Annotated in this window: 17 protein-coding genes and 1 pseudogene; 10 read left to right on the top strand and 8 right to left on the bottom strand. The window is 66.2% G+C overall.

The window, feature by feature from the left end; translation table 11 throughout:
• Positions 1–660 (top strand): annotated as a pseudogene (locus WAS25_RS10740) (hypothetical protein); the annotation flags it as partial.
• A gap of 22 nt (positions 661–682) precedes the next feature.
• Entirely contained in the window at positions 683–1672 is a 990-nt protein-coding gene (locus tag WAS25_RS10735; RefSeq protein WP_422311898.1) for a cation diffusion facilitator family transporter, read from the top strand.
• A gap of 1 nt (position 1673) precedes the next feature.
• Here WAS25_RS10735 and dusB read toward each other — a convergent pair whose 3' ends face one another.
• The 5 genes from dusB to WAS25_RS10710 form a co-directional block, all read right to left on the bottom strand.
• On the bottom strand, positions 1674–2654 hold the full coding sequence (gene dusB, locus WAS25_RS10730; protein WP_422311896.1) for a tRNA dihydrouridine synthase DusB: 981 nt from the start codon (positions 2652–2654) through the stop codon (positions 1674–1676).
• Between the two features lie 76 nt (positions 2655–2730).
• The gene (gene rho / locus WAS25_RS10725) at positions 2731–4023 is read right to left on the bottom strand and encodes a transcription termination factor Rho (RefSeq protein WP_422311894.1); all 1293 of its coding nucleotides are present in this window, start codon (positions 4021–4023) and stop codon (positions 2731–2733) included.
• Positions 4024–4080: 57 nt separating this feature from the next.
• Positions 4081–4926 carry an alpha/beta fold hydrolase gene (locus WAS25_RS10720; RefSeq protein WP_422311892.1) on the bottom strand — a complete coding sequence of 282 codons (846 nt, stop codon included), beginning with the start codon at positions 4924–4926 and terminating at the stop codon, positions 4081–4083.
• Between the two features lie 2 nt (positions 4927–4928).
• Complete coding sequence (locus WAS25_RS10715) at positions 4929–5405, bottom strand: SixA phosphatase family protein (protein WP_422311890.1); 477 nt, start codon at positions 5403–5405, stop codon at positions 4929–4931.
• Positions 5406–5483: 78 nt separating this feature from the next.
• A complete protein-coding gene (locus WAS25_RS10710; RefSeq protein WP_422311888.1) occupies positions 5484–8180 on the bottom strand; it encodes a PAS domain S-box protein in 2697 nt (898 codons plus the stop codon).
• Between the two features lie 272 nt (positions 8181–8452).
• On the opposite strand from WAS25_RS10710, the gene WAS25_RS10705 reads away from it, so the two are divergent.
• Together WAS25_RS10705 and WAS25_RS10700 are read left to right on the top strand one after the other, a co-directional pair.
• Positions 8453–10093 (top strand): DEAD/DEAH box helicase, encoded by a 1641-nt coding sequence (locus tag WAS25_RS10705; protein WP_422311886.1) that lies wholly within the window; start codon positions 8453–8455, stop codon positions 10091–10093.
• Positions 10094–10321: 228 nt separating this feature from the next.
• A complete protein-coding gene (locus WAS25_RS10700; protein ID WP_422311884.1) occupies positions 10322–10786 on the top strand; it encodes a bacteriohemerythrin in 465 nt (154 codons plus the stop codon).
• Here WAS25_RS10700 and WAS25_RS10695 read toward each other — a convergent pair whose 3' ends face one another.
• Positions 10787–13270: a penicillin-binding protein 1A gene (locus WAS25_RS10695; protein ID WP_422311882.1), complete on the bottom strand. Its 2484-nt coding sequence runs from the start codon at positions 13268–13270 to the stop codon at positions 10787–10789. It abuts the gene before it with no gap.
• Positions 13271–13298: 28 nt separating this feature from the next.
• Here WAS25_RS10695 and WAS25_RS10690 point away from each other — a divergent pair, with 28 nt between their 5' ends.
• The 4 genes from WAS25_RS10690 to WAS25_RS10675 all read left to right on the top strand — a co-directional run bounded on the left by WAS25_RS10690 (position 13299) and on the right by WAS25_RS10675 (position 17459).
• Positions 13299–14177, top strand: a complete 879-nt coding sequence (locus WAS25_RS10690) for an NAD(+)/NADH kinase (protein WP_422311880.1) — start codon at positions 13299–13301, stop codon at positions 14175–14177.
• A gap of 166 nt (positions 14178–14343) precedes the next feature.
• A complete protein-coding gene (vorB, locus tag WAS25_RS10685; RefSeq protein WP_422311878.1) occupies positions 14344–15744 on the top strand; it encodes a 3-methyl-2-oxobutanoate dehydrogenase subunit VorB in 1401 nt (466 codons plus the stop codon).
• Positions 15741–17171 (top strand): 2-oxoacid:acceptor oxidoreductase family protein, encoded by a 1431-nt coding sequence (locus WAS25_RS10680; RefSeq protein WP_422311876.1) that lies wholly within the window; start codon positions 15741–15743, stop codon positions 17169–17171. The genes vorB and WAS25_RS10680 overlap by 4 nt, the downstream gene beginning before the upstream one ends.
• Before the next feature lie 24 nt (positions 17172–17195).
• Positions 17196–17459 carry a hypothetical protein gene (locus WAS25_RS10675; RefSeq protein WP_422311874.1) on the top strand — a complete coding sequence of 88 codons (264 nt, stop codon included), beginning with the start codon at positions 17196–17198 and terminating at the stop codon, positions 17457–17459.
• Between the two features lie 56 nt (positions 17460–17515).
• On the opposite strand, the gene truB is transcribed toward WAS25_RS10675, so the two are convergent.
• Entirely contained in the window at positions 17516–18412 is an 897-nt protein-coding gene (truB, locus tag WAS25_RS10670; RefSeq protein ID WP_422311872.1) for a tRNA pseudouridine(55) synthase TruB, read from the bottom strand.
• A complete protein-coding gene (gene rbfA, locus WAS25_RS10665) occupies positions 18412–18801 on the bottom strand; it encodes a 30S ribosome-binding factor RbfA (protein WP_422311870.1) in 390 nt (129 codons plus the stop codon). Before rbfA ends, truB begins: the two co-directional genes overlap by 1 nt.
• Before the next feature lie 104 nt (positions 18802–18905).
• On the opposite strand from rbfA, the gene WAS25_RS10660 reads away from it, so the two are divergent.
• Together WAS25_RS10660 and WAS25_RS10655 are read left to right on the top strand one after the other, a co-directional pair.
• On the top strand, positions 18906–19631 hold the full coding sequence (locus tag WAS25_RS10660) for a class I SAM-dependent methyltransferase (protein WP_422311868.1): 726 nt from the start codon (positions 18906–18908) through the stop codon (positions 19629–19631).
• 100 nt (positions 19632–19731) lie between these two features.
• The gene (locus WAS25_RS10655) at positions 19732–20928 is read left to right on the top strand and encodes a phosphoglycerate kinase (protein WP_422311866.1); all 1197 of its coding nucleotides are present in this window, start codon (positions 19732–19734) and stop codon (positions 20926–20928) included.
• The last annotated feature ends 4 nt before the right edge of the window (positions 20929–20932 follow it).

The following is a 20932-nucleotide window of genomic DNA, read 5'->3' as shown; positions in this document are numbered from 1 at the left end:
GCCCTGGTCGCGGCCATGTCCGAAGCCCAGGGGGCCGCGGAGCGGGGCCTCGCCCAACGGCTGGCTTCTGGAGCCTGGGTGGACCTGCCCTTCGCCCGCCGGGCCGTGGGATGGCGTCTCTCCCTCGTGGGGGGTACCGAATTCCAGCGGGCCGGCGGCAGCTGGCCCACGGCCCTGGGCCAGCTGCGGGCCCTCAAGGCGCTGCTGCAGGAACGCCTGCGCACACCCATCCACCTCGGTGCCTGCTCGGACCTCCAGGTCGCGGCGCTCCTGGGCCGGCAGGCCCTGCGGGAAGGCCACCCCTGGCGCGCCAGCCTAGCCCTGCCGCCGGCGCCTGGATCCTTCACCCCGGGTCTTGCCGCAGACCCCAGGGATCCCGTGCCCCTGGAGGCCCGGGCCATGCAGCCCGCAGCCTGGCCCGACACCCTGGACCATCCGCCCATCGCCCTGCTGCGGGTGCCCGCCGTCCCGCCCGAAGCCGGAGCCCAGACCCTCCTCGGCCAGATCCTCCCCTCCCCGGCCCTGCGCTGGCTGCCACCGGAGCTGCCGCCGCCCGGGCGCTTCGATCCGGATCGGCCCTGGGCCCCCGCCGCTGCCTACCCGTTCCCGGCCGACCCCGGCAACGGCGTCCAGCGGGGCCTCTTCGAGGACCTCGGCTGATACCCTGATGCCCGGAGCCGCCATGTCCGCCGAACACGCCGAACAGAAGTCCCGGATCCGCATCGCGCTCCTGTCCATCACCGCAGGCATCTGTGTGCTGGGCTTGAAGTACGTTGCCTATCTGCTGTCCGGCTCGGTGGCCCTGAAGTCCGACGCCATCGAAAGCATCGTGAACGTGGTGGCGGCCGTGTTCGCACTCGGGGCGGTGATCTTCGCGGGCAAGCCCGCGGACCGGGAACACCCCTACGGCCACGGCAAGATCGAGCACTTCAGCGCCGTGTTCGAGGGGGGCCTCATCTCCCTCGCCGCGGTGTTCATCCTCCTCGAAGCCGCCAAGGGCCTCATCTACGGCGTCGAGCTGAAGGATCTGGGCCGGGGCCTGCTGGTGAACCTGGTGGCGGGGGGCCTCAACGGCCTGCTGGGCTGGTTCCTCCTCACCCAGGGCCGCAAGACCCGGTCGAAGGCCCTGGAGGCCGATGGCCACCACATCCTGTCGGACTTCTGGACCACCATTGGAATCGCCACCGGCCTGCTGGCCGTGACGTTCACCGGCCTCAAGTGGTTCGATCCGGTCATGGCGATGATCGTCGGCCTGCTCCTTGCACGCACCGGCTTCCGGCTGGTGAAGGAGTCCTCCCAGGCCCTCCTGGACATGGAGGATCCCGAGGTGCTCGCCAAGGTGCTCGTCGCCATGAACGCGGTTCGCACCTGGGACATCATTGCCATCCACGAATTGCGCAGCTTTCGCAGCGGCCGATACACCCACGTGGATGTCCACATCGTGGTGCCCGAGTTCTACCCGGTGCGTCAGGCCCACGACCTCTGCGAGTCCTTCGGCGTGAAGGCTCTCAAGGAGGGCGCCATCGAAGGCGAGATGCACACCCATGTGGACCCCTGCGGACGCCTCTACTGCGACCGCTGTCCCGCCGTGGAATGCACCATCCGCCAGGCTCCCAAGAGCCTCGACACCGCTTTCGTCCTGGACGAGGCCATCGCCGAGGGGCCGGCCTGATCTACGCGGCCTGATGCCTCAGGGCGTCGATGGCGGCCATGAGGGCCTGGGGATCGCTGGCCGCGTGCAGGTTCTGGCGGAAGCCGTGACCGCCGGGAACGCCCTTGGTGAACCAGGCGCCGATCTTCTTGATCTTGTGCAGCGCTTCACGGGGTTCCAGCAGGTCGAGCAGGATCTGGAAGAGCCGTAGCGTGGCGTCGATGCGCATGGGCGTCGTCACCTGGAACTCCGGATCCAGGACCTGGCGGAACAGGAAGGGGTTGTAGAGGGCCCCGCGGCCGATCATCACCGCGGCGCAGCCGGTCTGTTCCACCATGCGGAAGGCATCCTCGCGCCCATTCACATCGCCGTTGCCGATGATGGGGTACGCGGTGCCTGCTTCCACGGCCCGGGCGATGATGCTCCAGTCTGCGTTCCCCTCGTACTGCTGGGCGCGGGTGCGCGGGTGGATGGCCAGGGCCTGCACGCCCGCGCCCTCGAACATGCGCAGGAAATCCAGGAACTCGCCGCGGTCCTTCTGGGAGGCATCCCACCCCGCCCGCATCTTCACGGTCACCGGCACCTTCACGGCCTTCACCATGGCCGTGACGCAGCGCTCGGCCAGCTTGATGTCGCGCAGCAGTGCGGAGCCCGCGCCTCCCTTGGTGACGTTGCTGGCCGGGCAGCCCATGTTGAGGTCCACCAGGTCCGCCCCTGCGGCCTCGCAGAGCACCGCACCCTCCGCCAAGGCCTCGGGACGGCCCCCGGAGATCTGCATGGACAGGGGCCGCTCACCCGTGGCCGCCATCATCTTCTCCGCCTTCACCGCATGCCGGATCAGGGCCTCGCTGCTGATCATCTCCGACACCACGAGCCCGACCCCGCCGATCTCCCGGATGAATTTGCGGAAGGGCTGGTCGGTGATCTCGTGCAGAGGTGCCATCACGAGGCGGTTGGGCACCTCGATGGAACCGATGTGGAAGGGGGTGTGGGGAAAGGTCAAGGGTGGTCCCGCTGGCGACCTTCCAGTTTAGCCTGGGCTCAGAATTTGGCCTGCAGCCATATTCCGAGCCTTGCCACTACCTGCGGGGAGGCGGCTCTTGCAAATTGGCCAAAAATTCATCGTTGGTCTTGGTCTTGCCCAGGCGATCCACCAGCAGCTCCATGCTCTCGCTGGGGCCGCTGGCGCTGAGGATCTTGCGGAGCACCCAGATCTTGGCGAGCTTGGTGGCGTCGATGAGCAGATCCTCCTTGCGGGTGCCCGACTTCTGGATGTCCATGGCCGGGAAGATGCGCTTGTCGCTGAGCTTGCGGTCCAACACGATCTCGCTGTTGCCGGTGCCCTTGAATTCCTCGAAGATCACGTCGTCCATGCGGCTGCCGGTCTCGATGAGGGCCGTGGCGATGATGGTGAGGCTGCCGCCGGCCTCGATGTTGCGCGCCGCGCCGAAGAAGCGCTTGGGCCGCTGCAGGGCGTTGCTGTCCACGCCACCGGAGAGCACCTTGCCGCTGGGGGGCACCACGGTGTTGTAGGCGCGACCCAGGCGCGTGATGGAATCCAGGAGGATCACCACGTCCTTCTTGTGCTCCACAAGGCGCTTGGCCTTCTCGATGACCATCTCGGCCACCTGGACGTGGCGGGTGGCAGGCTCGTCGAAGGTGCTGGAGACCACCTCGCCCTTGACGCTGCGCTCCATGTCCGTCACTTCCTCGGGCCGCTCGTCGATGAGCAGCACGATGAGGAAGACTTCCGGATGGTTCGCCGTGATGGAATTGGCGATGTTCTGCAGCAACACGGTCTTGCCCGTTCGGGGCGGCGCCACGATGAGGGCGCGCTGGCCCTTGCCCAGCGGTGTCATCAGGTCCATCACGCGGGTGCTCAGCTCCTGGGCGTCCCGCTCCATGCGCAGGTGATGCTTGGGGTACAGCGGCACCAGATCATCGAAGTGCACGCGGTCCTTGGCCTGTTCGGGGGGGTCGAAGTTCACCGCGTCTACCCGCAGCATCGCGAAGAACTTCTCGCCTTCCTTGGGCGCGCGGATCATGCCGGACAGGGTGTCGCCGGTGCGCAAGTTGAACTTGCGGATCTGGCTCGGGGAGATGTAGATGTCCTCGGGGCCGGCCAGGTAGTTCTGGTCGGGGCTCCGCAGGAAGCCGAAGCCCTCCGGCAGGACCTCCAGCACGCCCTCGGAGAAGAACTGGCCCTCGCGCTCGGCCTGGGCCTGTAGCACCCGGAACACCAGCTCCTGCTTCCGCATGGCGAGGGGGCTCTCGATCTGCAGTTCCTTCGCCAGCTCGGCGAGCTTGCCGATGGAGAGTTCCTTGAGCCCTTGCAGGCTCAAGACGGTCGGAAACTGAGAAGGGGTGGCCATAGGTCACCTCGGGGGCAGGGCGAGTCAGGAGTGGCTCGGGAATGCTGACAGGATAGGTCAGAATCCCTTCCCGGCCAAACCCCCTGGGTGTTCCGCCAGGAAGGCGCGCACCCGGGCGACAAAGGCCTTGGGGGCTTCCACGGGAAATGCGTGGCCGATCCCGGGTAACACCTCGAAGCGGCTGTGGGGAATCCGCCGCGCGGTTTCGAGGCACTTCCAAGATGGCGTCAGGAGGTCCTCCGCACCGCTCAGAAGCAGCACGGGTGCCTGGATGCGGTCCAGTCGCTCCCGGATGTCCCAGCCCAGGGTGCCCCGGATCTGGTGCAGATTCCCGTGCTGGGGACGGTCGGCGCCTCCCGTCACGACTTGGTGGTAGGCGCGGAGGACGCCGTGCCGGGCCTCCAGGAAGGCGTCACCCCACAGGAAGGGGGCCACGGCGTCGAACTGCATGAGTGGGCCGCCCACCTCCAGGCAGCGTGCCCAGTGCTCGGCCTTCAAGCTAAGGGCGAAGTCGAAGTACGGCATGGCGCTGGTGAGGATGCCCCCGGCGAAGGCGGCAGGATGTGCACTCAGCAGCTCCAGGCTCATGGCGCTGCCGTTGGAGAGGCCGATGAGCCAGGGGTTCTCGATGCCCAAGGCCTGGAAGAGCTCCCAGGCATCCTCAGCCAGCTGTGCGGTGGCATAGGGCCCGTCCAGGGGCGCATCCGACTTGCCCTGCCCCCGGCTGTCGAAGGTGAGGATGCGGTATTGCTCCGTCAACCCGGGTAGGACGCCAGCCCACATGGTGGTGTCGGACAGCAGACCGTTCAGCAGCACCAGCCAGGGGCCGACCGGATTCCCCTGCACGCGATAGTGCATCTTCAGACCCGAAGCGAGGGGGACCAGGGTAGGTTGGGGCCGCATCCTCAACCCCGCAGCTCGGCGGGTTGGTACTGCCGCTCGAAGCGCCAGCCTGGGCTCTCCCACTTGATGACGGTGCAGCTGGCCTTCTTGGCATCGACGTCCCGGCCCGTCAGGTGGAAGACGAGGTCGCTAAGAAAGGGCTGATGGCTGATGAGGGCGAGGGCCTCTCCGGGTCCCGCCCCAGCCATGAGCCCCCGCAGCCAGAGGTCCACGTGGGAAGGCTGCCCGTCCGGCCTCAGGTCCACCCGCGACTCCATGGGGAAGGCTCCCGCCGCCTCCTGGAGGCAGGTCATGGTCTCCGCGGCGCGCCGGTAGGGGCTGTGGAAGCCGCGCGTGGGCCGGTAGCCCCGAGCCACGAGGCCCTTCATCGCCGCCCGTGTCTTCACCCAGTCCTCCTCCGTGAGGGCGCGGTCCGCGTCCGGCTGCCCGGGGCGTGGATCCTCGGCGATGCCGTGGCGGATGAGCAGGAGCGTCGTCATTCCAGGATCTTACCGCTCCGTGGATGTCACTACGACCCGGACCGACAGCTTGGAACCACGAAAGGTGCGGACGAAACTTCACCCCAGCCCAATGTTGTCGAGGTGTTTTTTGAGTTCCCTCAAGCCGAAGGGCTTGGCCAGCAAGGTAACCCCTGAATGAGTCGAAGCCAAGGTCAAGGCTGTTTGGTCGGTTCGGCCCGTGGATAGGAGGATCGGCACATCCGGCCGCAAACCTCGCAGTCGGGGCAGTGTCCCGGCACCGCCGAGCCCCGGCATGTTCATGTCCAGGATGACGAGATCAGGCTCGAAGCCTGCTTCCAGCCTCGCCAGAGCCTCCTCGCCGCTCTGGGCAGCAGTCACTGCCGTGTGCCCTAGGACCTCCAGGATCGCCTGGACGGAACTCTGGATCAGGTCATCGTCATCCACCAGAAGAACCTTCAGGCGTCTGCTGGAATGTTCAGCAATATCGACAACCGCGGACACGGTGGCCCGGGATTCCTCCTCGCAGGCTGGGAAGCGCAGACCCACGCGGGTGCCTTTGCCGGATTCACTTTGAATGTCCATCTGCCCCTGATGTGCCTTCACGGTGCTGAAGACCATGGATAGGCCCAACCCTGTACCTTTGCCTGGTGCCTTCGTGGTGAAGAAGGGGTCCATGGCCTTCTCCAAAACGTCCTTCGACATTCCCATTCCGTTGTCTTCCACCACCACTTCTATCCAGTCGTTGTCGATATTGCGGGTGTGCAGGGAGAGGGTGCCATTCTCCTGCATGGCATCCACGGCGTTCACACAGAGGTTCATGAAGGTGTGAGCCAAGGCGCTGGCATCGCCCCGGATCGACCGCAGCTTCGGGTCCAGATCCAGTTCCAGGCAGACCCTTGACATGGTCGTCCGCTCCAGCAGGCTGACCTGCTCCTTGAGAATCGAGTTGATATCGAGCTGCGCATTCTCGCTCGGGTTTCGACGGGCGAAACTCAGCAGACTCTTAACCATTTTGCCGCCGCGTTCGGTGGCCTTGCAGATGGTATTGAGGGCCTGGTGGAGGGGGCTGCCGTAGGGTTGGCTATCGATGTGGGCTGAGGCTAGGCCCAAGATGGCCCCTAGTACATTGTTCATGTCGTGGGCGACACCGCCAGCCAGGGTGCCCAGGCTCTCCATCTTCTGGGCATGATGCAACTGGGCTTCCAGTCGCTTGCGGTCCCCGATGTCGCGGTTCAAGCTGAGGATGGCCTTCCGGCCGCGGTAGGTGATCACAGAGGAATTGATTAGGAAGTGAATCTCCTCTCCCTGCTTGTTCAGTTGGACGGTCTCGAAGTTATGGTAGAGCCCGGAGGCCATCAGTGCCTGGATCTGCAATTCGCCGCGCGGTATGTCGCTGGTCAGGGTCTTGAGGTCTAGGCCGATGAACTCGTCGTGGTCAAAGCCATAGGTCCGGCAGGCTGCCTGGTTGGCCTCTAGGATGATTTCGTTCTCGGGTTCGAAGATGATGATGGGGTCATTGGCCATCTCGAAGAGGTGCCGGTAGTCTTGCTCGGATTGCCTGAGCGCGGCCTCAGCCTGTTTGCGATCCGTGATGTCCCAGTTGGTGCCGATCATGCGCAAGGGTTGGCCTGAGGCATCCCGTTGAACGATTGCTAGGGCGCGGATGTCATGGATGCTTCCATCCGGCCATACGACGCGGAACTCGGTATCAAAGGCCTTTTTGCCACCGAGGGCCATCTGGATTTCTGCATCTCCACGTGCCAGATCCTCAGGGTGCAAACCAGTCTTCCAGGCTTCGTAGGCGCCACTGAACCGATCTGCCTTGATCCCGTAGAGGCGAAACATCTGGTCGTCCCAGAGCAGATGGTTGCTCTCTACATTCCAATCCCATATGCCCACGCCACCTGCTTGCGAAGCGAGAGTCAGGCGGTCGGCCATCTCTGCCAGTTTTTCTTCTGCCTTTTTGCGCTCTGTGATATCAGCGTGAGTCCCGGTCATCCTCGTCGGCGATCCAGCCTCGTCGAAAGCGACAACCTTCGCAGACGAACGGACCCACTTCCACTCGCCTGTTCTTGCCTTGATGCGATATTCCATTTGCCTGATTTCTCCGGTATTTAGGCACTCCTTGAAACATTGCAGCACAGAGCTGCGGTCTTCCCAGTGGATGCTATCGACCCACGTCTGGTAGGTCATCAGGGGGTGCGCATCCTCGGCCCCGATGATCCTGGCGAACTCACTGCTCGCGATGACCTCCCCCGTCTTGAGGTTCAGATCGAACCAACCCTGCTGCGTCGCCAGCATGGCCAACCGGAGTCGTTCCTCGCTGATGCGCAGGGAAGCCTCGGACCGCTTCCGCTCTGTGATGTCGGTGAAGGTTCTTACAAAACCTATCCCTGGCAGCGGGTTATGGGTCAGTTGGCACCAGCGGGGCTCACCTCTGATTTGTTGGAGGAATTCGAATTGGAATGGGGTGGCACGGTCGAGTTCCTGGATGGCCCGCTCCAGCATCTGCTGATGCTGCCCAGTGGCATCCTTCCAGGTCTTGAGAACGTCACGGAAATCAACACCCACTCCGATGGTTCCATGAGGAAGTTGAAACAGTTCCTCGAAACACCGGTTGAACGAGAGGACCTGATAATTCGGCCCAACGACGACCATGCCTTGGGTGAGGCTGTCCAGGACGAGGTTGAGAATATCTGCTTGCCTGTGGAAGGCGTTCGAATCGAAGGACCGGCTAGTATCGCCAGATTGGCCTGTCATCGAAGTTTCTCCAAACTGGTCCAGGGAGTTCATCACGAACTGGTATTGAGGCATGGCGATGGTCTACTTGTACTCTCGGCATGCCCGGGTGAAAGCTGAGATCGGACTCAGCCCCACCATCGGGACATGGTTTCAGGCCTGCAATAGATGGTGAAGGGTGGTTCAGGAATTACCCTTGTTTTTCAATGCTTTTCAGGAGATACTATTCATTTGGGCCCCTCCCGGCTGGCGCTGTTCGCCAATTGAAGTGACTGCCACTCGGCACACTCGCGCAGGGATAGCCCCGGGAGATACCAGTGAGTGAAATGACCTTTGCAGCCCTTGGCTGCAGCGAAGGCCTGTTGGCCGCTCTGGCCAAGCGTGGCTTCGAGACCCCCATGCCCGTCCAGGCCCAGACCATCCAGCCCGGTCTCGAGGGCCGGGACCTGCTGGTGCAGAGCCGCACCGGCTCAGGCAAGACCCTGGCCTTCGGCCTCCCTCTGCTCCAGCGTCTCGCCGACGTCCGCCAAGTGCAGGCCCTGATCCTGGCGCCCACCCGCGAGCTGGCCCAGCAGGTGGGTGCCGAGCTCCACAGCCTCATGCCCAAGCTGCCCATCGCCAACCTCGTGGGTGGCGTGGCGTACCCGCCCCAGATCAAGTCCCTCCAGCAGGGCTCCCCCATCGTCGTGGGAACCCCTGGCCGCGTCATGGACCACATGAACCGCGGCACGCTGGATCTCAGCCACGTGAGCATGATCGTGCTGGACGAGTGCGACGAAATGCTCAACATGGGATTCCTTGAGGATGTCGAGACCATCCTCGCCAAGGTTCCCGCGGGCCCGCAGACCTACCTGTTCTCGGCCACACTGCCCGCCCCCATCGCCAAGCTGGCCAAGCGGTTTTTGAAGGATCCGGTCCAGATCACCCTGGCCGAGGCCGGCGAGCACGCCGTTCACGCCGACATCGCCCACACGCCCGTGCTGGCGCCCGACCACCAGCATGTGCGCACCCTCGTGAACCTGCTGCTGAAGGACCAGCCCAGCTCCGCCCTGATCTTCACCAAGACCAAGGCCCAGACCGAGGAGGTCGCCGAGGAGCTGACCGTGTCCGGACTGCCTGCAGCCTTCCTCCACGGCGATCTGGCCCAGGCCACCCGGACCCGCATCCTGGGCCAGTTCAAGGAGGGCAAGCTGCGCTACCTGGTGGCCACGGATGTGGCCGCCCGCGGGCTGGACATCGAGGGTCTGCCCCTGGTGGTCCACATGGGGATCCCCACCCAGCTCGAGAGCTACATCCACCGCAGCGGCCGCACCGGCCGCGCCGGCGCCAAGGGCACCAGCATGGCCCTGGTGGGCTGGAAGGAAAGCCGCATCCTGCTGGCCTGGAGCCGCCGCGGCGGCCTCACCCTCGACTGGCGCGCCGTGCCCACGCCCGCGGAGATCCGCGAGGCCCAGGCCACCAAGCTGCTGGAAGGCATCCAGGGTTCCGCCAGCGCGGCCCTTCTGCACCAGGCCACCCAGCTGCTCAAGGGTGCCGATCCCGTGCGCCTCGTGGCGGGCCTGCTGGGCCTCGTCCAGGCCGACCAGGCTTCCGGTTTCGAGCTGCCCAACGAGCCCGAGAAGAAGCCCAAACCCCGCTTCGACTCGCCCCGTGAGCGCAAGGAGGGCGGCCCCCGCCCCCAGCGAACCTATGCAGAGCGTCAGGCGGCCCGTCCCGATTCCGCCTTCTCCAAAACCCGCCCCGATGGCAGCTTCAAGCCCAGGAGCGATTTCGAGGACCGGCCCCGGCCCTACTCCAAGCCCAAGCCCGAGGGCGCCGAACGGCCCCGCAAGACCTGGGAGGACCGCCCGGCAAAGCCCGAGGTGAAGGACACCCCGCGCCCCTGGAAGCCTGCTGCCAAGTCCAGTCCCAAGCCCGCCGCCAAGTACGGCGAAAGCCCCGTGAAACCCTGGAAGAAGAAGGGCTGATCCGTCCGCTCCCGCGCTGCGCCGGCCCGCCCTGCACGATGCCGGCGCAGCGTACAGATGAGCTCCGCAGGGAAGAACCTTCCCCCGTCGGTACCTTGCTGTTGACTGTAGACTTGCACCACCTCACCAAGGAACCAGCCCATGTACGCCCCTGCGCTCGACCGTAGGAAGAACGGCTTTTTCAGGATCCTCTTCATGGATTTCCGTTCCTTCTGGAACCGAATTGTCATGAGAAGGAAGGGAAGCCAAGGCGCCCCGGCCAGGCCGAAGGCTGCCATTCCAGCAGCTCACCTGCAGGCCGAACCCAAGGGGGGCGTGGGGTTCACGACCGGGGTTGCCAAGCTCGACGAGCAGCACCAGGGGATTCGCGAGGCCATCCTGAACCTCCAGAAGGACCTCGGGCGGGGTGGCTCAGGGCCGGCCGTTCTCCAGTCGTTGGACGCCATGCTCCAAAGGATGAATGACCACTTCCATTACGAGGAGTCCTACCTGGAGCACATCAAGTTCCCGGATCTGGTGCACCACAAGGGAGAGCACGACCGCTTCCGCACCGATGTGCTCCAGCTGCGTGACCGCCTCGAGTCCGGGGACCAGGGGGCGGCCCTGGACCTTTCGGCCTTCCTGTTCAACTGGTTCCGCAGGCACACCCTGGAAGAGGACGCCACCTTCGCGAAGAAAAAGAAGCAGCCTTGATCAGGCGTTCGGGTCGCTGGCGTTCAGGTCCAGCGGCTTGGCCTCCTCGATCGGCTTGGGCCGGCCCCAGACGCGATTCTCCATGGGCTGGGTGTTCGCCTTGTCGCGTGCCTCCTTCACCTGGCGGATTGCCTCGGCATCACTGCCGGACTTGGGCACGGTGCCGGGCTTGAAGGCCAGGTGCAGCACGCGGTCCGCCGTGGCGGAGGTGGCCAAGAGGCCCGTGTAGCGGTCGATGTCGGCCCACTCCATGCCCTCCGGCACCTTGAACTCCTCCTTCTCACCGGTGGTGGGGAGGGCTGCCCGCATGAAGTCGATCCAGATGGGCAAGGCCACCTTGGCGCCGTCGGCGCCCCGGAAGATGGTCTTCTTCTCGTCCAGGCCCACCCATACGCCACAGACCACCTTGGTGGAGAAACCGATGAACCAGCCGTCCGTGTGGTCGTCCGTGGTGCCGGTCTTGCCTGCCACGGGCCACTCCAGCTCGTTGCTGCGGGCCCCGGTGCCGCTGGTGGCCACGCCCTGGAGGCACTGGATGAGCTGGTAGGTGCTCATGGGATCCAGCACCTGTTCAGTGGCGGCGCCGCCATGGCTCTCCAGCACCCGGCCATTGCGGTCCGCGACCTTCTTGATGAAGAAGGGCGGCGGCGCCTGGAGGCCGCCGTTGGCGATGGTGGCATAGCCCCGGACCATCTCCCGGAGGGTGAAGTCGCCCGAGCCCAGCGCCATGCTGGGATAGGGCGGGATGCTGCCGGTGACGCCGCACTTGCGGGCAAAGTCGATGACGTTCATGACGCCCGTCTCTTCGAGGGTGCGCACGGCCGGGACGTTGCGGGAATCGCGCAGGGCCTCCCAGATGGGAATGGGCCCCCAGAAGTCGCGCTCATAGTTCTTGGGTTCGTAGGGCTTCACGCCGGACCGGAGGGGCTTGAAATCCGAGGTGCCATCCGGGTGCGTGATCAGGGCGTAGTCCACCGTGTCGAGGAAGCGCGTCGGTACATCGTTGACCATGGAGGCGGGCGTCTTCCCCGCGGTGAAGGCCGCGCCGTAGACATAGGCCTTCATGGTGGAGCCAACCTGGCGCAGGGCCTGGGTGGTGCGATTGAACTTGGAGCGGTTGAAGTCGTAGCCGCCCACCATGGCCCGGATCTCCCCGGTCTTCGGATCCACGGCCATTAGCGCGCCCTCCACGGAGGGATCCTGGTCTAGTTCCAAGGTCCTGGGGGTGCCCTCATCCGATGTCTTCACGATGAAGAGGGGCGCCGCGCCACGGGGCAGCAGCTTCTGGATGTCCTTCCCGGCCCAGGCGAAGGCGGCCTCGGGAACGTCCAGTTGCGCCTTCCCGATGCGCACCTGGGCCTTGCCGCCCTTCCAGCCGAGAACCACGCCCCGAACACTGTCGCCGATCTCGAAGTAGCGCCGCCAGCCGGGCAGCTGAATGGTGTCGGGATCCGTCACGAACTGCACGGCGTCCTTGCGGAAGCCCCGGCGCCGGTCCACAGCCTTGACGCCGTTCCGCACCGCCTCGTTGGCGGCTTCCTGCCAGAAGCTATCCACGGTGGTGGTGACTTCCAGCCCGCCGTTCAGCACCTGTTCCCGGCCGTACTTCTCGTAGAGGTACTTGCGGACCTCCTCGACCACGTAGGGGGCCACGGCCTCCTCGCGGGCGTTCTCCCGGGCCAGGCGAATGGGCTTCTCGACAAGCAGGCTGGCTTCGGCGGCCTTGAGGTAGCCCTCCTTGACCATGCGGATGAACACGTGGTTGCGGCGGGATTTCGCGGCGGCGCGGGCCTTGGGATCGGGGTTGTAGGGGTTGTACCAGTTCGGGTTCTGGACGAGGCCCGCCAGCAGCGCACACTCCTCGGGCAGCAGCTGGGGGGCGCTCTTGCCGAAATAGAACTCCGCCGCCGCCTCAATGCCGTAGCGGCCTCCGCCGAAATAGACCTCGTTGGCGTACATCTCCATGATCTGCTTCTTGGAGTAGGCCTTCTCCAGCTTGCGGGCCAGGATGATCTCCTTCAGCTTCCGGTCCAGGCGCTTCTGCCGCTTGGCCGTCACAGTGCGGATGAGCTGCATGGTGAGCGTGGACGCCCCCTCGCGGCGACGGCCGAAGCTGGTGATGAAGTTCGCGCCGGAACGGAGGAGGCCGCGGGTCGAGACGCCCCCGTGCGTCCAGAAGTCGGTGTCCTCCGTGGCCACCAGTGCGTTGATGAAGGCCTTGGGGATGTCGCCGTAGGGGATCACAACCCGGTGTTCCTCGGCAAAGATGCCGATCACGTTGCCGCTCTGGTCGAGCACCTTGGTGATGGTCTTCGGCACCCGCAGGGCGAAGAGCGTGAGGAAGCTGTCCGCGTCCCTGGAGAGCACAGACCAGGACACGGCCAGGGTGACCGCCCCGAGCGTCGTGACCGCCAGGAAGGCCAGCAGTAGGCGCCTGATCCAACGGCGGGCGGGTGAGGAGGGGGAAGCCGGGTTGGAAGCCATGGCTCAAGGATAGCGGTAGAGTGGTGCCATGCCCCAGCGACTCGTCCTCGTGGCCAAGGTCAAATCCCCGCACCTGGGTTCCACCCTGCGGGAGGCCCTGCCGGTCTTCCTGGACCGCGGCTGGGAGGTCATTGGCGAGCCTGGGCTGGAGGAAGCCTGGGCCCAGGCCGGGCTGGATACCACCCGGTTGCACATCGATCTGGACCTGGGCGCCGGCGGTGCGCCGGCCGACCTCTGCCTGGTGCTGGGCGGCGACGGCACCCTGCTCTACGCGGCCCGTCGCGTCGGCATGCGGGGCACACCGATCCTTGGCATCAACCTGGGCTCCCTGGGCTTCCTCACCGCCCATCCCGTGTCGGGGGCGCGGGAAGCCGTGGAGGCCTGCCTGGCCGGAGCGCTCCTGCCGGACGTTCGCCCCATGCTGGAAGCCGAACTCTGGCGCCAGGGAGCCCTGCTGGCCCGGCAGAGCGTGCTGAACGACGCGGTCCTCGCCAAGGGGGCCCTGGCCCGCATCATGGACATGCACCTGCGGATTGGCGACCAGGACGCGGGTCCCATGAAGGCGGACGGTCTCATCATCGCCACCCCCACCGGATCCACGGCCTATTCGCTGTCCGCGGGCGGACCCATCCTGCATCCGAGCCTCGAGGCCTTCGTGATCGCCCCCATCTGCCCCCACACCCTCACCTTGCGGCCCTCGGTGGTGCCAGCCTCGCTGCCCATCTCCATCACCCTGCAGGATGCGGAGGACGCCCACCTCACGCTGGATGGCCAGGTGGGCCACCGCGTGCTGCCCGGTGACGAGGTCAGGCTTCGTCAGGCGAAGACGCGAATCACCCTCCTGCAGAGGCCGGGGCTGGACTTCTTCGCCCTGCTCCAGCAGAAGCTGCACTGGGGGGATCGCTAGGGTCCAGGTCCGACCGGCAAACCGGCACAGACCGCCACCCGCACAGTCCAATCGGGCCTCATTGGTCGGCGGTGGTCTGCGTCATCCCATGCTTGTGACCACAGGCACACGGGCCCAGGTCGAAACTTCACTTCAGGTAGGACCTGCGTCCCTGCATGGAGGCCCCATGGCCCTCAAAGAACGACCGAAACCCTTTCTCCTTCCTGATTTTTGCAAGGGCTGTGGCCGCTGCCTGGATGCCTGCGCCAAGGACTGCATCACGCTCAGCGATCAGATCAACCCGGTGACGGGCCTGATTCCCGTCGAGCTGGATCTGTCGGACTGCAATGCCTGCGGCATGTGCATGGATGCCTGCCCCGAGCCCTACGGTCTGCGCCCCGCCCACGAGGGTGAGATCCAGGACTTCGAGCTGGAAGACCCGGCCAAGCTCTTCGGCGTGAAGCCCAGCGAGGCCCCCGAGCCCGTGGACATCCCCAACGAGACCCTGCCCCTGCCCCGCACGGAGCCCCTGGTCATCAAGGGCACCTACGCCTCGGCCGTGGGCGCCATCCTGGCCGGCTGCCGCCACGTCTATGGCTACCCCATCACGCCCTCCACTGAAGGCGCTGAGCTGATGGCAAAATTCCTGCCCAAGCTGGATGGCACCTTCATCCAGGCCGTCAGCGAAGTGGCCGCCGTGAACATGATGTACGGCACCGCCGGCGCTGGCCTGCCCACCATGACCTTCACGTCATCGCCCGGCTTCAGCCTCATGCTGGAAGGCGTCTCCTACATGATCGGCGCAGAGCTGCCCGGCGTTTTCGTGGACATCATGCGCGGCGGTCCGGGCCTGGGCAACATCGCCCCCGAGCAGTCCGACATCAAGCTGGCCTGCCACGGCCTGGGCCACGGCAACACCCACGCCATCACCCTGGCGCCCTCCACGCCCCAGGAGATGCTCGACCTCACCATCCTGGCCTTCGAGCTGACCTTCAAGTACCGCAGCCCCGTGGTCCTGCTGGGCGACGGTTACCTGGGCCAGATGACCGGCAAGGTGCAGCTGCCCGAGAGCATGATCAAACCCGGCATTCCTAAGTGGGCGGTCTACGGCGACGCCATGCACCGCAAGAACCTCATCTCCTCGATCTTCCTCACCGAGTCCGACCTCGAGGCCCACAACCACCACCTGAACGCCAAGTACGCGGCCATGCAGGTGGAGGCCCGCTCCGAGTCCTTCCTCTGCGATGACGCCGACGTGGTGCTCATCGCCTGCAACACGCCCGCCCGCACCGCCAAGGGTGCCGTCCAGGAACTGCGCAACCAGGGCATCAAGGCCGGCCTGTTCCGGCCCATCACCCTCTGGCCCTTCCCCGTGGAAGATCTGAAGAGGGCCATCCACGGCGCCGAGCGCATCGTGGTGGTCGAAGCCAGCGCCGGCCAGCTGGAGGATGAGGTGCGCCTCGCGCTCAGCCGCGCCAATGTCCGGACGTTCCCTGAACTCGAGCATGTCCGTCGCATGGGCGGCGTGCTGCCCCAGCAGACCGAGATCATGACCCGGGTCCTGGGCCAGAAGGAGGTGATGGCATGAGCAAGACCAGCGTCATCTACGACAAGTTCGAGCGTCACTCCCACGGCGAGGGCCTGAAGGGACACGCCACCCACTACTGCCCCGGCTGCGGCCACGGCCTCGCCCACAAGTTCCTGGCGGAAGCCATCGACACCCTGGGCATCCAGGACCGCACGGTGGCCGTGAGCCCCGTGGGCTGCTCCGTGTTCCTCTACTACTACTTCGATGTGGGCAACACCCAGGCCGCCCACGGCCGGGCCCCCGCGGTGGCCCTGGGCCACAAGTTCGCCAACCCCGACAGCGTGGTCATCAGCTACCAGGGCGACGGCGACCTGGCCTCCATCGGCCTCGCGGAGACGGTCGCCACGGCCCAGCTCGGCGCCCCCATCACTGTCATCTTCATCAACAACGCCATCTACGGCATGACCGGCGGCCAGATGGCCCCCACCACCCTCATGGGCCAAACCAGTTCCACCAGTCCCGCTGGCCGTGATCAATACAATGGCCAGCCCATGAAGATGGCCGAGCTCATCGCCGGTCTCGATGGCCCCGTCTACGTGGAGCGCGTGGCCCTCTTCGATGCCAAGCAGCGCATCAAGGCCAAGAAGGCCATCCAGAAGGCCCTCAAGCTCCAGATGGAAGGCCGCGGCTACTCCTTCATCGAGGTGCTGGCCGAGTGCCCCACCCACCTGAAGATGAGCCCCGAGGAAACGGAGAAGTGGGTCAAGGAGTGCATGGAGCCGGTCTATCCCCTCGGCGTAAAGAAGGACCTCACGGTCGAGCCCTGGTTCCACCGCAACGCCCCGTGCTTCAAGGGCGAGAAGATCCTGGCCCTCACCGGCGCCAGCACCGAGCATCCCGAGCGCTTCTGCCAGGGCTTCCCCACGGCGCTTGACCTGAGTGATGTCTCCCTGAAGCTGGCCGGCTCCGGCGGCGACGGCGCCCAGACCGCAGCCATGCTCATCGCCCGGGCCGCCATCAGCGAAGGCTTCGACGCCACCCACATCCCCAGCTACGGCCCCGAGAGCCGCGGCGGCACCTCCTACGCCGACGTGCACGTGGCCGAAACGGAAGTGCTCAACCCCGGTTCGCCCGATCCCCAGATCCTGCTGGCCTTCAACGCCCCCAGCCTGGCCAAGTTCGGCCCCACCGTGCGCAAGGGCGGCTACGTGATCTACGACAGCTCCGTGGTCACCGAGGCTCCGGTGCTGGATCCCAGCATCAAGGTGTTCCCCGTGCCCTTCACGGGCATCGCCACCGACCTGGGCAAGGCCGTGGTGAAGAACATCGTGGCCCTGGGCGCCCTGCAGGCCGCCACGAACATCTTCCCCAAGGACACCTTCCTGTCGGCCATCCGCGTGGCCCTGAAGGACAAGTGCGCCCTGATCCCCCTCAACGAAGAAGCCTTCGCCTGGGGCATCAAGTCGGTGGAAGCGCTCGATCAGTAGTCACCGGAATTCCAGGAGGCAGCCATGACCGACACCGCCATCCAGACCACCCTCAGCGCCGAGGAATGGAAGGTCGTCATGGCCCTCCGGGAGATCCCCGACAGTCCGCTCCGCACCAAGGTCACCGGCCTCCTGGCCGAGCTGGTGCGCTTCATCCAGCAGCCCCGCTGCCTCGGCATGCAGAGTGACGGCTTCCCCTGCGGCACGCCTCACACGAGCTGCGAGGAGTGCCAGCACATGCTGCAAGTGCTCGACGACCTGGCCGCCCGGGTGCCAGCCAACGACTGACCGGCCGCCGGTCTGCTCCTCCTGACGTTGGCTGCTCCCTGAGCGGAGCCTTGGACCTAGAGACCGCCCCGAAGGTTGGCGAAGGTCCTCAGGCCTTCCTCGGCAGGTTTGAGCAGCGCCACGAGCCTGCCTTCATGCAAGCCCTGCAGGGGCGCGCCTGGGTCCGGGAAGCCCGCGGGCATCCCCCAGGTGGCAGGTTGGGATTCGCCCACTGGGATGGCGCGGCCATGGCCGAGGTGGTCGGCCTCTGCGTCGGACAGAACCCGGGAAGGACACCAGGGCAGCAGGTCCACACCTGTCAGCAGCCGCTCCTGGTCCAGACCCGGATCGCTCCAGGGACCGATGGCAGTGCGGCGGAGCGCCGTCAGGTGGGCGCCGCAGCCCAGGGCGCGGCCCAGGTCCCGGGCCAGACTGCGCACGTAGAAGCCGCCCCGGCAGGTGAGCTCCAGCGTGCTGCGCCGGGGCAGGTCATGGCTGAGCCAGCGGGCGGACAGCAGGAAGACGCGGCTCGGCTTCATCAGGACCACCTCGCCCCGGTGGGCCTTCTTGTAGGCGGCCTCGCCATCGATCTTCTTGGCGCTGGTGGCGGGGGGCACCTGCTCCGTCCAGCCGCGGAAGGGCGCGAGGGCGGCATCCAGTTCCGCGGCCGAGAGCTGCGGGCTGACCTCCTCGCCGAGGGGCAGGCCCTGCAGGTCGCAGGTGTCGGTCTCCACGCCCCAGGCCACCTCCGCGAGGTAGGTCTTGGGGAGCGGGTGCATCAGCTCCATGAGCCGGGTGGCCTGGCCCGCCAGCACGAGCAGGAGGCCATCGGCGAAGGGATCCAGGGTACCGCCGTGGCCCAGGGCCAGCTTCTTCTGGCCGGCCTCGAAGGCCCGACGCTTGAAGCCGCGGATCACGTCGAAGCTGCTCTGGCCCACGTGCTTGTGGACCAGGTGGATGCCTGCTTCGATCATCAGGGTTCCGGCTCCGCCTCGACAGGCCTGGTCGCCCGCTCCTTCTCGATCTCGGAGAGGAGGGTCTCCAGGTGGTTGCCCTCCTCCAGCGTCCCATCCGGGAAGAAGCGCAGCTCGGGGACCCGCTTCATCTTGAGGCGCGTCGCCAGCTGGCTGCGCAGGAAGCCCGCCGCCCGGCCCAGAGCCTTGCGGGTGAGGGCGTCCTGCGCCTCCTGGTCGCCGCCATTGGCGGGCAACACCGTGAAATAGACCCGCGCCACACTGCGATCCGGTGAGAGGCGGACGGCGGTGATCGTCGCGAAGCCGAGCTCCGGGTCGCGCAACTCCCGCTGGACGAGGGTGGAGAGAAGAAAGTGGACCTGGTCTTCAAGACGTTCTGGGCGTTGCATGGGTTTCCTTTGCAGCTTTCATTCTACCCGACCCGGCTTTTTCACCTTGCCCGTGGAGGCTGGGCCCGTCACGGGCTACTCTGGGCTTTTCAAAGGCAGCGGTCTTGACCGAGTGGTTCGAAACCTGGTTCGACGAGGACTACGCTCGTCTCTACGCCCATCGGGATGCAGAGGAGGCGCGCGTGGCCCTGGGCCGGGCCATGCGGGTGGCCCCCGAACTTGTCCGGGGTCCAGTCCTGGATCTGGCCTGCGGAGCGGGCCGGCACCTGGAGATCCTGCGCCGGGCGAACCCGCTCGCCTTCGGCATGGACCTGTCCCGGCCCCTGCTGCAGATGGCCCCGGGGGGCCTCCGCCCCTGGCTGCTCCGGGGCGACATGCGCCGCATCCCCGTGAAGGATGGAGCCCTGCACGGCATCTGCCTCTGGTTCACCCCTTTCGGCTATTTCTCGGATGACGAGAACCGGACTCTGATGCTGCGCCTGGGCGCCCTGCTCCAGCCCCAGGGGGTCCTGGTCATGGACTACCTCAACGCCGACCTGGTGGCCCGGACCCTGGTGCCAGAGGAGACAGTGGAGCGCGGGCTCATAAGGGCCCAGAGCCGTCGCTCCCTCGAGGGGGACCGTCTGGTGAAGCGCATGGTGCTCACGCGCCTGGACACGGGCGACGTGCGTGACGTCCTGGAGAGCGTCCGGCTCTACCACCCCACCGAGCTCCAGGAGATGGCCGTCCGCGCGGGCCTGCGCCTCCGGCGTGTCATGGGCACCTACGCCGGGGAGGCCTTCAACGACGACAGCCCGCGCTGGATCGGGGTCTTCGAGAAGGCGTGGTGAGGCAGGCGGGAGCCTGGACATCTGACCGTCTCCTTCGAGCGCTACCTGCCCGCCCCTACTTCGGCCAAAATGGTATGTTTGCCATGAACAAGGAGCAGCCATGGGCTTCCAATCGGTGCGCGATCTCGACGTGAAGGGCCACCGGGTCTTCCTCCGGGCGGACCTGAACGTGCCCCTCAAGGAGGGCCGCATCACGGATGCCACGCGCATCCAGGAGACCCTGCCCACCCTGAAGTGCCTGCTGGATGGCGGCGCTTCGGTGGTCCTGGCCTCCCACCTGGGACGGCCTGAGGGCAAGGGCTTCGAGGCCGCCTACAGCGCGGCGCCCGTGGTGGCCTGGCTGAAGGAGCAGGGCTTTGACTGCCGCCTGGCCAGCTATGTGAACGGTGCCGCCGTGGAAGCCGAGGCCGCGGCCCTGCAGCCTGGCCAGGTGCTCCTGCTCGAGAACCTTCGCTTCGAGAAGGGCGAGACGAAGAACAAGGAGGACTTCGCCGCGGACCTGGCGAAGCTGGCCGACACCTACGTGAACGACGCCTTCGGCTCGGCCCACCGCGCCCACGCCTCGGTCAGCGGCATGGTGGCCCACTTCCCGAAAGATCGGATCGCTGCGGGCTTCCTCATGGAGAAGGAGCTGAAGGCCCTCGGCAAGGTGGTCCACAACCCCGACAAGCCCCTGGTGGTGATCTTCGGTGGCGCCAAGGTGAGCGACAAGATCGAGCTCATCCAGAACTTCCTGGGCAAGGCCGACGCCATCCTCATCGGCGGCGCCATGAGCTACACCTTCCTGAAGGCCCAGGGCTTCGAGATCGGCAAGAGCCTCTGCGAGGAGGACAAGCTGGAGATGGCCCTGGATCTCTTGAAGCAGGCCGAAGCCAAGGGCACCCGCCTGCTGCTGCCCCTCGACCATGTGGCGGCGGCCGAGTTCAAGGAGGATGCCGACTGCGGCATCACCCTGGACCAGAACATCCCGGCAGATCGCATGGCCCTGGACATCGGCCCCGAGACCGTGGCCGCCTACGCCGCCGAGATCCGCGCGGCGAAGACCCTGCTCTGGAACGGCCCCATGGGCGTCTTCGAGATGGCCCCCTTCGCCAGCGGCACCCTGACCATGGCCGAGGAGCTGGCGGATGCGGCTGACCGGGGCGCCTTCGTGCTGGTGGGCGGCGGCGACAGCGTGGCGGCCGTGAACAAGGCCGGCGTGGGCCCCCGCATGAGCCATGTCTCCACCGGCGGCGGCGCCAGCCTGGAGTTCCTCAGCGGACTCGACCTTCCGGGCGTCGTCGCCCTCTCCAAGTAAGGAT

This window comes from Geothrix sp. (assembly GCF_049292215.1).
Classification (GTDB): Bacteria; Acidobacteriota; Holophagae; order Holophagales; family Holophagaceae; genus Geothrix.
The sequence above is the reverse complement of the archived record's forward strand: the minus strand, read 5'-3'. Positions and strand labels throughout refer to the sequence as shown.